Origin of the sequence: Labrys okinawensis, assembly GCF_047345005.1 — a bacterium.
GTDB classification, from domain to species: Bacteria; Pseudomonadota; Alphaproteobacteria; order Rhizobiales; family Labraceae; genus Labrys; species Labrys okinawensis.
In genome coordinates this window covers 6,222,804-6,235,498 of sequence record NZ_CP178864.1, presented here as the reverse complement: position 1 = coordinate 6,235,498, position 12,695 = coordinate 6,222,804, and the positions used below count along the sequence as shown (strand labels likewise).

Here is a 12,695-nt window from a genome sequence, read left to right as displayed (position 1 = left end):
AGGTCAAATCTCCATCTCGCCTTTGATAAGAAGGAAGATGCCATGAATGACCTTGGAAGATCCATATAAATCATCGGTGGGGCCGAATAGCATGGCGGCTCTTTCCAAGGGAGCCACGGCGATGGAACGGTTGCGCGGCACGGCCGAGATGACGGCGGCCATGATGATTTCGGGAACGATCGGCTGGTTCGTGCTCGTCTCCGGCCAGGCGGTGATCGATGTGGTGTTCTGGCGCTGCCTGTTCGGTGCGGGCACGCTGGCGTTGGTGTGCCTGGCGCTCGGCCTTTTCCGGCGCGATGTCATCACGCCGCGACAGGCCGGGTTGGCGGCGATCGGAGGCGTTGCCATCGTGCTCAATTGGCTGCTGCTCTTTGCGGCCTATCCACGCGCCTCGATCTCGATCGCCACCGCCGTCTACAACACCCAGCCTTTCATGCTGGTGGGCTTTGGCGTCATCTTCTTTGCGGAGAAGCTGACGGCCTCGAAGCTCTTCTGGCTCGGCCTCGCCTTCATTGGCATGCTCGGCATCGTACAGGCCAAGGGCCTCAGCGTCAGCGGTTCGGACTATCTTGCCGGCATCGCGATGGCGCTCGGCGCGGCCTTCTTCTATGCGCTCGCGGCGATCGTGGCGAAGAGGCTGAAAGGCGTGCCGCCGCATCTGATCGCGCTGATCCAGGTGGTGGTGGGCATGGTGATGCTGGCCCCGCTCGCCCATCTATCCGCCCTGCCGCATGAAGCGGGGACCTGGAGCATCCTGGGTACGCTGGGCGTGGTGCATACCGGCCTCATGTATATCCTGCTCTACGGCGCCATCCAGAAGCTGCCCACCAGCCTCACCGGCGCGCTTTCCTTCATCTATCCGGTGGTGGCTGTTATCGTCGACCTCGCTGCCTTCGGCCACCGGCTCGAACCGCTGCAGATGATGGGCGCTGCTGCGATCCTCGTGGCGGCCGCCGGCATGACGCTTGGCTGGACGCCGCTGCTGGGAGCGCGGGCGTCTTCATCCGCCTCTTGAACAGCGACACTTGCGCATCATCGTGAGGAAAGGTGCGGCCCCGCGGAATGCTCTGCGAATACTCCTCGGAGCCCTGTCATCAGCATCTTCTGCTCCTCCTGTGTCCCGCAGGAATCGCATCGGGTGGAAGCGCGTCTCAAGCGTAATTCAGCGGAGGAATCGGCGCTTTCGGAGCTCAGGTGATTCCGACTGAAGGAATAATCTTGAGGATTTGAGGTGGCGGCCGACGCTCCGGAAGGTCCCGGGCCGTCTACCTTACTCGCGAAACGTGCTATGGCAACGGCAGTTGGTAATTATTTGTTAACGATAGTCTATGTGCCTATTTTGTAACGCATTTATAAAATCGACTTTACTTTAAGAAACGATGCTAATTCCGCATTGTGTACATCCAGTGAGCGGCGCAAGCTTCCGTCTGTCGATCCTTCTTTGGCTACCGCAACGACGAAGAGCATGTGTCGTACGTGCCGGGTCTGTCGGAAAGGGAGGATTTGATCGAAAGTTGCTTGGGGAAGAATGGAATGAGTATCAAGTCCTATTTCCTGGCTGTCGTTGCCAGCTTCGCTGGCGCAGGTGCCGCCGCGGCCGCCGATCTGCCAGAGATGAAGAGCCAGGCCGTCGAATATGTGAAGGTGTGCTCGCAATTCGGCCCGGGCTTTTTCTACTTGCCGGGAAGCAACACCTGCCTGCAGATCGCCGGCACCATGCGCGCCCTTTACGGCTTCAATTCCATTCCTGGCGGCTCCTATAGCACCACGCCTGGCTTCGTTCCCGGGCGAGGAGGAGGGCGGCGCGATGTCGATTCCACCGCTTTCCAGGGACGCTTCCAGCTCGATTTCGATGCCCGCACCCAGACCGACTACGGGGTGCTACGCTCCTACTTCTCGATCGATGCCAATTTCGGCCATCCCGGCCCGCAGACACGGCCCTTCGGCAGCTATAGCGGCAGCAACTATGTGGTCGAAAAGGCCTATGTCGAATTCGGGGGCCTGACGGCCGGCTACGCGGAATCGCGCTTTGCCTTCTATGACAACTATTATGCTGACACGATCTTCGCGCCCTATGCGGGCTCGGGCCAGGATGGCACTACCGGGGTGCTGGCCTATACGGCGCAGTTCGGCAACTCCGGCTGGAGTGCCACGCTATCGCTGGAGGATCCCGCGCATGCCCGCCAGGGCATCTTGAACGACAACCCAGTCGGCGTTGCCGATGTCGCCTATGGCGGCAACCGCTATCCTGATATCATCGGCGATATCGCATACTCCAGCGGGAAATTCGACAAGATCCAAATCATGGCCGCCGCCCATCAGCTCTGGCTCGTTGGCGGCAATCCCAATAGCAGTGACAGATCGAAATGGGGCTATGCGGTGGGCGCTGGCGCCTCCTGGGAGATCCCGGTGCTGGCCGGTGGCTATTTCGCGATCGAAGGCGCCTATTCGAGTGGAGCTAGCATCTATACCGGTGCCGCGATGAATCTGAACGCCACCGCGGGCTCGCCCCCCAACTATGACGGCTTCTCCGTCGATGGCCGCGTGGAGAACGCCAAGGCCGTTTCTGTCGAAGGCGAGCTTGCCATCAACTTCACGCCCAACCTGCGAGGCATGATCTTCGGCAGCTACGCCCATTTCGATGCGCCGACCGCTGTGGAGGTCGACGGTGTCGGCTCGGGATTCGACGCCTATGTCGTCGGCGCCAACATGAAGTGGACGGTCGTCGAGGGCTTCGACGTCATCCCGGAGGTTTCCTACCAGGCCACCCACGCCAAGGTAGCCGGGTTCAACGAAATAGGCGGCGAAGGACTCTACAACAATTCCAAGGCCGACACCGGCGCGGTGATGGGGGGCGTCGAGTTCCGTCGCAGTTTCTGAGGGGGAACCAGATCGCCACCGTGGTCCGGACGTTGAGCCTGGACTGGCTGGTTGAGGTGGAAGCGGAGAGCTTGCAACGGGGAAGAGGCGGATCGTCCGACCCTCACTTGAGTGTTGCAGGGATGTCCGCGGTCCCAGCCACGGCGCCTCTTCTATTGCCCGTAGCACGTGGGGCAGGGCTTCGGGTGCACGGGCATCCTGCCCGTTCTTCCGTTGTCGTAAAGCGCATCGTTTCAAGAAACGGGCAAGATGCCCGTGCACCCGGAAAGCTACATCGCCTCCAATTCCGCGATCATGCCCTCGATCATCCCCAGCCCGATCTGCCAGAAGGCGGGGTCCCTCGCGTCCAGCCCGAACGGCTTCAGCAGCTCCGAATGGTGCTTGGTGCCGCCAGCGGCCAACATGGCGAGATAGCGTTCGGCGAAGCCTTGATCCGCCTTCTCGTAGACGGCGTAGAGCGAGTTCACCAGGCAGTCGCCGAAGGCATAGGCGTAGACATAGAAGGGCGAGTGGATGAAGTGCGGGATATAGGTCCAGAAGGTCTCGTAGCCCGGGCCGATATGGATGGCCGAACCCAGGCTTTCGGTCTGCACCGACAGCCAGATCTCGCCGAGGCGCTCGGAGGTCAGTTCGCCTTGGCGGCGCTCGATATGGACCTTGCGCTCGAAGGAGTAGAAGGCGATCTGGCGTACCACCGTGTTGATCATGTCCTCCACCTTGGCGGCGAGCATGGCCTTCTTCTGTTCGGGGCTGGCCGCCCTGGCGAGGAGTGCGCGGAAGGTCAGCATCTCGCCGAAGACGGAAGCAGTCTCGGCCAGGGTCAGGGGCGTCGGCGCCATCAGCGCGCCATTGTGGCCGGCCAGCACCTGGTGCACGCCATGGCCGAGCTCATGGGCAAGCGTCATCACGTCGCGTGGCTTGCCCTGATAGTTCAGGAGCACATAGGGATGGGCCGAGGGTACGGTGGGATGGGCGAAAGCGCCCGGCGCCTTGCCGGGGCGGATCGGCGCATCGATCCAGCGCTCGTCGAAGAAGCGCCGGGCGATCCCCGCCATGCGAGGGGAAAAGCCCGTATAGGCGTCGAGCACGGTGGCGCGCGCCTCCTCCCATTTGATCGGCTTCGACTCCACCTTCGGCAGGGGTGCGTTGCGATCCCAATGGTTGAGCTGGTCGAGGCCGAACCATTTTGCCTTCAGCCGGTAATAGCGGTGGGAGAGCCGGGGGTACGCGTCCTGCACCGCGGCCACCAGGGCATCCACCACTTCCCGTTCGACGCGGTTGGCAAGGTGGCGTGAATCCGCCACGTCCTCGAAACCACGCCAGCGGTCGGAGATCTCCTTGTCCTTGGCCAGCGTGTTGGTGATCAGCGTGAACAGGCGCAGATTGTCCTTGAAGGTGCGTGCCAGGGCGTGGGCCGCATTCTCGCGCTTGGTGGGCGAGGGGTCCTGCAACAGGTTCAGCGTCGGCTCAAGCATCAATTCCTGGCTGTCCTCCACCCGGAAGCGCAGGCCCGAGATCGTCTCGTCGAACAGCCGGTTCCAGGCGCCGCGTCCGCTGACGGACTTGTCGTGGAACAATTGTTCGATGCGATCCTCGAGCTGGTAGGGTTTCTCCATGCGGATGTCGTCGAGCCAGGGCTTCCAGTGAGCGAGCGCGTTGTCCTCCACGGCGCTGGCCAGGGTGCCATCCTCGATGCGGTTGAGTTCCAGCGTGAAGAAGAGCAGATGCGAGGAGGCGGTGGTCAGCCTGTCCTGTACGTCGCCATAGAATTTGGCACGCGCGGGATCGGTGGTATCGCCGGCATAGAGGAGGCCCGCGAAGGAGGCGATGCGTCCGAGCCGATCCTCGATCTCCTCATAGGCCTTGATGATGGCGGCGAGCTTGCCAGCGCCGCCCTCGCCCGCCAGCACCTCGGTGAGCTTGCCCTTGTTTGCCTCCTCGAAGGCGATGCAGTCGCCGAGGCCCCTGTCGAGATCGGCGGTGATCTGAGGCGAATCGATCGAGGGATAGAGGTCGGCGAGATTCCATTCCGGCAGGGAGCCGAGCTCACCGTTCGCCTGGGGCGCTGGCGCCTTGCGGGACTCGGATGCGGGCTTGGCGGAACCAGAGGCTGCCGAGGCTGTCTTGCCGGCCATGGAATCTCCCTTTCGAGACGGATGTGAGGGGACATATACACATCCGAATCGCTGGCGGTAAGGGTTTCCCGGGTGCGCGGACTTCTCGTCCGCGTCTTGGAAACGCGGAGCCGGCGCAGAGGAAGATGCGGACGAGACGTCCGCGCACCCGGGAAGGTACTTTCTCCCAACGTCGTTAAGCAGTCCTTCACGCTTCTGCTCCTAGATGATCCGAAACGGCACAATAGGGCGTTTCGCCCGGGTTGAAGTGTGGCGGGGGTTTGATGGGCTCGACTGTTCTGATTGCCGACGATGATCCGGTACAAAGGCGGCTGCTGGAGGCGATGGTGCGGCGCTTCGGTTATCATGCGCGCCTGGTCGATGGCGGCGAGGCGGCGCTGAAGGAACTGGAAAGCGGGCTCATCGATCTCGTCATCCTCGACCTCGTGATGCCCGATCTCGACGGCATGGGCGTGCTCGGCCGCATGCGTCACCGGGGCATCGAGGTGCCGGCGATCGTGCAGACGGCACATGGCTCGATCGATGCGGTGATCTCGGCCATGCGGGCGGGCGCGGCGGATTTCGTGGTAAAGCCTGTGGGCGCCGAGCGGCTGCAGGTTTCCATCCGCAACGCTCTCAAGCAGCGGGCCATGGAGCGCGAGATGCGTCTCCTCGCCAAGCGTGCCGCCGGCACGCTCGGCTTCAAGGATCTCGTCAGCCGCAGCGCCGAGATGGAGCGCGTGATGCGCCTCGGCGAGAAGGCGGCCGCCTCCACCATTCCGGTCCTGATCGAGGGCGAGGCCGGCACCGGCAAGCAGATGGTGGCGCGTGCCATCCATGGCGCGGGCGATCGGCGTGGCCGACCTTTCGTCGCCGTCAATTGCGCCGCCCTGCCGGAGAACGAGGCCGAGCGCATCCTGTTCGGCCAGGAGAAGAATGCCGCCGGCGTCGCCGACAGGCAGGTCGGCAAGCTCGCCGAGGCCCATGGCGGCACGCTCTTCCTCGACGATATCGGCGAGATGCCGCCGGCCCTGCAGTTCAAGCTGCTCGACGCGCTGCGCAATGGCGAGGTCGAGCCCCTTGGTTCTCGCCGCGCCGTGCGCACGGAATTCCGGTTGATCTCGGCCACCAGCCGCAACCTGATCGACCTCGTCAAGGCCGGGCTCTTCCGCGAAGACCTCTATTACCGCCTGCATGTCTACCCGATCATGCTGCCTCCACTCCGGGTACGCCGGGAGGACGTTGCCGACCTCGCCTGGCATTTCCTCGCCCGCTTCAGCGCGGAGGAGGGCAAGGTGGTCCGCTCCATCTCCTCGGAAGCCTTTGCCCTGCTCTCTGCCTATGACTGGCCCGGCAATGTGCGCCAGCTCGAGAATGCCATCTATCGCGCCGTGATCCTTGCGGAAGGCGATGAGATCGGTATCGCCGAGCTGCCGCAGATTGCTGCCCGGGTAGAGGGTTTCGACGTCCGTGTGCCTTCGGCCCCGCTGCTGCCGCCCAAGCCCGTGCATACCGGCCCGGCCATGATTACCGGACAACCTCTGCGCGAGATCATCACCGTGCGCGAGCCCCATACCATGGCCATGCTCGACGCTAGGGGCGACGTTCGCACGATGGAGTCACTCGAAGCTGATATGTTAAAATTCGCCATCCGCCATCATCGCGGGCAGATGACGGAGGTTGCGCGCAAGCTCGGTATCGGACGGTCTACGCTTTATCGCAAGCTCAAGGAATTGGGACTTGACGAAGCGGCGATCGGCGTGAGACCCGAGGAACTTAACCAGGGGCATCGGGCAGCGTGATTGTTCGCACACCGGAATTTGTCTTGAATCTGGCATAGTACTGGTCACTATCGAAATAATGGAAGCTGGCGCTCCAAACATTGCGCGCCAGGATTGAGGGATAAAATGAGTTACCGCTCCAATTTGTTGAGTTCGGTTGCTCTGGCGTTGGCCTTGAGCGCAGTATTTCTGCCAGCTTTTGCGCAAAATAATAGCACGCCAGCCGTTCCCGCCCTGAGTGCGGCGGAAAAGCAGAATGCCTTCGCTCCAACAAGCCCCCAGACCGAGCCGGCCACCGTCTCACCCAAGGAACAGGCCTCGGTCAGGCCGCCGGCCCAGCCCCAGAACGATCCCGTTTCGACCTCCGCCCTGACACCCGCTCCGGTTGAGAATGTGCCGGTGCCTGCCCCGCCGGTGGTGGCACCCGCGCCGGCTGAATCCGCAACCGCCCCCGACGTGCCGACCTCGATTTCCGCGACGCCAAAGACCGACGGCGTGGCACCCGCCAAGCCGGCCGATCCCTCGACCTCGGCCTCTGCGTCACCTGCCGGCCCCGATGTCCCTGCGACACCCGGCGCCGGCCCCGCGCCGCAGCTCCCGCCGGCTGTTCCAGATGCCGCGCCTGCCCAGGCCACGACACCGCCTGCCCCCGAGGCTCCAGCACCCGCTGAGGCCACCACGCCGGCTCCCGCCACGCCTGCTCAGGCCGCGACGCCTCCTGCCGCGCCCGCGCCCGCCCAGGCCGCTACTCCTGCTGAGGCCACACCTGCCAATCCGGTGGCCGTGGCGCTTGCCGGGAAGCTCGCCGAGATCGCCACGCGTGGCCCCTATGCCCGGGCGGTCAGCGATTTCTACAATCTGCGCGGCGGCGCCCCTCTCTGGGTCGAGAACGATGCTCTCACCCCCGTTGCCAAGGGGCTGGTCGAGCGCATGGGCCATGCCGACGAGGACGGGCTCGACGCCTCTGCCTTCCGCGTGCCCGGCCTTGACGCGCTCGGCAAGGGCGACGCGAATGCCGATGCCGATGCCGAGATCGCCATCTCGCTCGCCGTGCTGACCTATATCCGCGAGGCTTCCTCGGGCCGGGTCGACACCAAGGAGATCGGCGAAGACATCGTGGCCGCGCCAAACATGCCCGACCCACTTGCCGGACTCGCCTCGGTGGCCATCGCCTCCGACCCGGTGGCAGTGCTCGACGGCTACAATCCGGTCGCGCCTCAATATCTCGCGCTCAAGCGCAAGCTTGCCGAGGTGCGGGCGGCCAGCGCCGCCAATGCCCAGACCCCGCCGCCGGTGGTGCCTTCGGGGCCGACCCTCAAGGTGGGAATGAGCGACACGCGCGTCGCCCTCCTGCGCACGCGTCTGGGCCTGACGGCTGATGATGCCGACAGCGATGTCTATGACGAGGACCTGCAGAAGGCGGTGCGCGACTTCCAGGTTCGCCGCAACCTCAAGCCGAATGGCGCGCTCGGCCCGTCCACCGTGGCCGCACTCAACGCGGCGCTGCGCCAGCCTCGCGTCAATATCGAGGACGAGATCGTTGCCAATATGGAACGCTGGCGCTGGCTGCCCCATGACATCGGCACCTCCAACGTGATGGTGAACGTGCCCGAATTCATGGTCCGCGTCACCAAGGATGGCGAGATGGTGCACGATGCCAAGGTGGTGGTGGGCAAGCCCGACACGCCAACCCCGATCTTCTCCGATACCATGGCCTTCGTGGTGATGAACCCCTCCTGGAACGTGCCGCAGTCGATCATCAAGAAGGAATATCTGCCCAAGCTGGCCAATGATCCGGACTTCCTCCAGCGCCATGGCTTCGTGGTCACCTATGCGGGTGGCCAGATGCAGGTGCGCCAGCCGCCGGGCGAGGATAATGCGCTCGGCCACATCAAGTTCATGTTCCCCAACAATTTCTCGGTCTACCTCCACGACACCTCCATGCGCAGCCTGTTTACCAAAGACAAGCGGGCCTTCTCCCATGGCTGCGTGCGTGTGGATAACCCCTATCAGTTCGCCGAGATCGTGATGGGTGCGGATAATGGCTGGACCGCGGACCGTGTGGAAAGCTTGGTCGGTGGCAAAGAGCAACGTATTGATCTTAAAGACAAAATTCCTGTCCACATTGCCTATTTCACCGCCCGCGTGGATGACGATGGCGACCTGAAATTGTTCGACGACATCTACGGATATGACAAGAAGGTCATTTCGGCTCTTGGCCTTCAGGGCTGAAATCTGATATGGAACGATTTAACCATGTTTAGTAAGGGTTGGCTTTTGCCAACCCGGCGTTCGTCTTTTTGCCACGTTTCGCCAGCAAAAGGCCATTTATAGGGCCGAGGCAAACGGATAAAACTGAGGGGTCGAACGGTGCATCAACGGTGCTTTAACCAATCTCGGCAAGACTCTGTCAATCTGGACCAGGTGTCGGCCATTCCATCCATGGATAGTCCTTCCCACCCCGTCCCTCAGTCTTTGCGCCGAGAACCGTAATCGTGCAGAATCCATTCAGCCTTTTGCCCCGGATTGGTGTTTCGCGTACCGGTCGCATTCTGGCCACAGCCCTCGCATCAGCTTTGGTGATGACGGTTCTGGTTCGGCCGACGGAAGACGCGGTCGCCAATGGCGATACTCGCTCGCTCAACATGCGTCATCTCCACACGGGAGAGACCATCAACATCGTCTACAAGCGCAACGGGTCCTATGATCCCGCCGCGCTGAAGCAGATCAACTGGTTCCTGCGCGACTGGCGCAAGAACGAGTCCGTGAGCATGGACCCGCGCGTGCTCGACACGCTGTGGCTGGTCTATCGCCAAGTCGGCGCGTCCCAGCCAATCAACATCGTCTGCGGCTACCGCTCGCCCGGCACCAACAACATGCTCCGCCGCCGCTCGCGCGGTGTCGCGAAGTTCAGCCAGCACACGCTCGGCAAGGCCATCGACTATTTCATCCCCGGCGTGTCGCTCACCAAGCTGCGCGTCGCGGGCCTGCGGCTGCAGCGCGGCGGCGTCGGCTTCTACCCGACCTCCGGTTCGCCCTTCGTGCATATGGATGCCGGCGGCGTGCGTATGTGGCCGCGCATGAGCCGCACCGAGCTCGCCTCCGTCTTCCCGGATGGCAAGACCGTGCTGATTCCTTCCGATGGGCGCCCGATGCCGGGCTATGACGTCGCTCTCAACGAGATCCGCCGCAACGGCGGAGCCGTGGGGGGTGGCCTGGGCGAGGATGATTCCGGCGATAGCGGTTCGTCGGGCGGTGGCGGCGGCGGCTTCTTCGCGGCCCTGTTCGGTGTGCGCTCCAACACCACCACCTCCTCCGCGCCTCCGCCGTCCGTCGCGGTGGCACAGGCCGATACGCGAAACAGCCGCAACAGCCGTATCGTGACCCCGCCACCGGCCCCGCTGCCGCAGATGGCGATGGCCGATGCGGATCCAGCGCCGCTTCCGCGCATGGCACCTGTCCCGCTGCCTTCGCGCCGCCCGTCGGGTATCGATACGCAGCCGGCGGCCGCCGATGTGGCGCAACCGCAGCTTGCTTCGGCTGATGGTGGCCCGCGGATGGTTTGGCAGGCAGGCGCGTCGGCGCAGATGGCGTCCAATGTCCCGCTGCCGCCGATCCGTCCCGGCGACGGGGCGGCGCAGCCTGACGACAGCCAGCCTGCGCCCCAGCAGGTTGCCGCGCTTGATCCTCCTGCTACCCAGCCTGCTGTCGATACCAGCGCGAACAGCAGGCCTGTTGTCGATCCCAAGCCGCCGATCTTCGCCGATCTCTCCCAGAACAGCGAAGGCTTCATGAAGCGCAGCGTGAGCCGCCAGACCCAGCGTGCGCTCGGCTTTGCCGACCTGACACCGGTGACCAACACTGCCCGTCCGCAGCGTCCGCAGTTGATTGCCACGCGCTTCGAGAAGCAGAATTTCGCTTCGCTCTCGGCACCGGTCTCCGCTGCCCGCAACAAGCAGCAGGCGACGTTGATCAAGCCTGACCTGGGACAGACGGCTTCGCTGATCACGCCGCCTTCCAAGGCCGTTGTGATCCACTTCGGCGTCAGCGCCTATCAGGATCTGCGCGCCGACAAGTTCACGGGCGCGGCCGTCAAGCCGCTGCGCACCGCCAGCTTTGCGCCGATGCCGGACATTTTCACCGGCTCGATCGCCTCGACGAACTGAGCCTTGGAGCGCGAACATCACAGCGACATGCTTGCATGTCGCGATGTCCGCGCTCCCAGATCACCACCGCACCGCTTCGCCCGGCGCGGTGGCTTCGATCGCCAACGCATGCACGCCCTTCTCGAAAGCCGGCTTCAGGGCCTCATTGATCATGCGGTGGCGATCCACGCGGCTGCGGCCGGCGAAACTTGCCGAGACGATGCGCACCCGGAAATGGCTCTCACCGCTGCCGCTATGGCCGGCATGGCCGGCATGGGCGGCGGATTCGTCGAGCACCGATAGGCGATCCGGCGCGAAGGCCTCGTGCAATCTGGTTTCAATCAAGGCGTGGATGGAGGACATCGGCAATTTCCTATCGTCCGTCGGGATGACACGTCCCGGCCGTAATTCTTCGCAATAGAGCATCGTGTCGAAAAAGGAAGCGTGGTTTGCAGCAACATGAATATGCAAGATCAGAGCAAGCAAGCCTCCACGCCACATATGATTGACAGGCCCCGGCCTGCATTGCTACGCGGCGCAGTCCTCACGAGAACAAGCCCTTGCCCACTGACATGACCGTCCCCGTACCGCGCCGTTCCTCGCGTCGCGTCTTCTTGCCTATCATTCTTCTGGCCATCGTCGCGATCGCATGGTCAGGCTTCTGGTGGTATGCGACCAGCCGCGTAAGCACCGAGATGGACCGTTTCATCGCCAAGCAGGCCGAGCTCGGTCGTCAGATCAGCTGTGACCAGCGCAGCGTTGGCGGCTATCCCTTCCGCATCGAGGTGCATTGCGCCAGCCCCAAGGTCGAAGGCAACCGCGCCGGCAAGGCCTTCAGCGCCAATCTCGGTGAGATCAATGCGGTAGCGCAGGTCTACCAACCCAACAAGGTGCTGCTCGAGGCCAAGAGCCCGATGGTGCTGGTCGACAAGGATGGGGATGGCGTGACCGTCACCTCGAACTGGACCAGCGCCGAGGCGAGCGCCTCGATCTGGACCTCGGGCCCGCAGAATGCCGACATGGTGATCAAGGGCCTCACCACCACGGTCGATCGCGGCGGCCAGACGCAGACGATGTTCGATACCGCCAATGTGGAAGCGCATATACGCCTTGCCGAGGGGGCCAATGCGGCGCCGGGCGCCTATGACCTCGCCGCCGATGTCGACGCCAAGGCGGTGGCGCCCGTTGACCTGTTCCTTGGCGCTTCATCGCCGCTGAGTGCCACCTTCCGGGGCACCATCACCCGGATCGACCTGCAGCCCATGCCCATGGAGGACCGCCTGCGCGACTGGGCCGAGAATGGCGGCACGCTGACCATCACGCAGGCCCAGCTCAATCGTGGCCCCAGCAGCGTCAAGGCCAGCGGCATGGTAGGCCTGGAGACAAGTGGCCATCCCTCCGGCGACCTCGTGGTGGCGCTTTCCGGCGTGCCCGAGCTCGCAGATACGCTCAAGCAGTCGGGCCGCGTGCCCGCCAGCCTCACGAGCCTTCTTGGCGTTGGCCTCTCGATGCTGGGCAAGCCGACGAATATCGACGGCAAGGCCGCGGTGGAGGTCCCGGTGAAGGTCGCCAACGGCAAGGTCAATATCGGCGCCTTCCCGGCCGGCAAGGTGCCGAAACTGTTCTGAGGGGGCGCCTCTGCTCGCGGGTCACTTTTGCTGGGGAAGGCGCTCCAAACACGGAGTGTCGATCTCCAGATCGACATTACCCCTCCCTCAGACGCGACCTTTCAAGAATGTCGATCAGTGATTGACACTTCAATCCATGCCCATGCG

General features: G+C 63.5%; 9 protein-coding genes. 6 read left to right on the top strand and 3 right to left on the bottom strand.

Going from position 1 to position 12,695, the window contains the following annotated elements; all coding sequences use genetic code 11:
• Positions 1 to 3 precede the first annotated feature (3 nt).
• Complete coding sequence (locus tag ACMDCR_RS28920; RefSeq protein WP_413989909.1) at positions 4 to 162, bottom strand: hypothetical protein; 159 nt, start codon at positions 160 to 162, stop codon at positions 4 to 6.
• Here ACMDCR_RS28920 and ACMDCR_RS28915 point away from each other — a divergent pair.
• On the top strand, positions 161 to 1,015 hold the full coding sequence (locus ACMDCR_RS28915) for a DMT family transporter (protein ID WP_413989908.1): 855 nt from the start codon (positions 161 to 163) through the stop codon (positions 1,013 to 1,015). The genes ACMDCR_RS28920 and ACMDCR_RS28915 overlap by 2 nt on opposite strands.
• 518 nt (positions 1,016 to 1,533) lie before the next feature.
• On the top strand, positions 1,534 to 2,880 hold the full coding sequence (locus ACMDCR_RS28910; protein WP_413989907.1) for a porin: 1,347 nt from the start codon (positions 1,534 to 1,536) through the stop codon (positions 2,878 to 2,880).
• 269 nt (positions 2,881 to 3,149) lie between these two features.
• Here ACMDCR_RS28910 and ACMDCR_RS28905 read toward each other — a convergent pair whose 3' ends face one another.
• Entirely contained in the window at positions 3,150 to 5,015 is a 1,866-nt protein-coding gene (locus ACMDCR_RS28905; protein WP_413989906.1) for a M3 family oligoendopeptidase, read from the bottom strand.
• 263 nt (positions 5,016 to 5,278) lie between these two features.
• Between ACMDCR_RS28905 and ACMDCR_RS28900 the strand changes: the two genes are divergently transcribed.
• The 3 genes from ACMDCR_RS28900 to ACMDCR_RS28890 all read left to right on the top strand — a co-directional run bounded on the left by ACMDCR_RS28900 (position 5,279) and on the right by ACMDCR_RS28890 (position 10,941).
• Entirely contained in the window at positions 5,279 to 6,796 is a 1,518-nt protein-coding gene (locus tag ACMDCR_RS28900) for a sigma-54-dependent transcriptional regulator (protein WP_413989905.1), read from the top strand.
• Positions 6,797 to 6,949: 153 nt separating this feature from the next.
• Positions 6,950 to 9,007: a L,D-transpeptidase family protein gene (locus ACMDCR_RS28895; RefSeq protein WP_413989904.1), complete on the top strand. Its 2,058-nt coding sequence runs from the start codon at positions 6,950 to 6,952 to the stop codon at positions 9,005 to 9,007.
• Positions 9,008 to 9,357: 350 nt separating this feature from the next.
• Positions 9,358 to 10,941 (top strand): DUF882 domain-containing protein, encoded by a 1,584-nt coding sequence (locus tag ACMDCR_RS28890; protein WP_413989903.1) that lies wholly within the window; start codon positions 9,358 to 9,360, stop codon positions 10,939 to 10,941.
• A gap of 60 nt (positions 10,942 to 11,001) precedes the next feature.
• Here the strand turns inward: ACMDCR_RS28890 and ACMDCR_RS28885 are convergent, their stop codons facing one another.
• Positions 11,002 to 11,283: a BolA family protein gene (locus tag ACMDCR_RS28885; protein WP_413989902.1), complete on the bottom strand. Its 282-nt coding sequence runs from the start codon at positions 11,281 to 11,283 to the stop codon at positions 11,002 to 11,004.
• 197 nt (positions 11,284 to 11,480) lie between these two features.
• Between ACMDCR_RS28885 and ACMDCR_RS28880 the strand changes: the two genes are divergently transcribed.
• Positions 11,481 to 12,548 carry a DUF2125 domain-containing protein gene (locus ACMDCR_RS28880; protein ID WP_413989901.1) on the top strand — a complete coding sequence of 356 codons (1,068 nt, stop codon included), beginning with the start codon at positions 11,481 to 11,483 and terminating at the stop codon, positions 12,546 to 12,548.
• The last annotated feature ends 147 nt before the right edge of the window (positions 12,549 to 12,695 follow it).

Excerpts from the sequence above, each read along its gene's own strand:
- ACMDCR_RS28920 (WP_413989909.1), bottom strand. The coding sequence starts at position 162 with ATGGCCGCCGTCATCTCGGCCGTGCCGCGCAACCGTTCCATCGCCGTG.
- ACMDCR_RS28900 (WP_413989905.1), top strand. The coding sequence starts at position 5,279 with ATGGGCTCGACTGTTCTGATTGCCGACGATGATCCGGTACAAAGGCGG.
- ACMDCR_RS28885 (WP_413989902.1), bottom strand. The coding sequence starts at position 11,283 with ATGTCCTCCATCCACGCCTTGATTGAAACCAGATTGCACGAGGCCTTC.
- ACMDCR_RS28905 (WP_413989906.1), bottom strand. The coding sequence starts at position 5,015 with ATGGCCGGCAAGACAGCCTCGGCAGCCTCTGGTTCCGCCAAGCCCGCA.
- ACMDCR_RS28910 (WP_413989907.1), top strand. The coding sequence starts at position 1,534 with ATGAGTATCAAGTCCTATTTCCTGGCTGTCGTTGCCAGCTTCGCTGGC.
- ACMDCR_RS28915 (WP_413989908.1), top strand. The coding sequence starts at position 161 with ATGATGATTTCGGGAACGATCGGCTGGTTCGTGCTCGTCTCCGGCCAG.
- ACMDCR_RS28890 (WP_413989903.1), top strand. The coding sequence starts at position 9,358 with ATGACGGTTCTGGTTCGGCCGACGGAAGACGCGGTCGCCAATGGCGAT.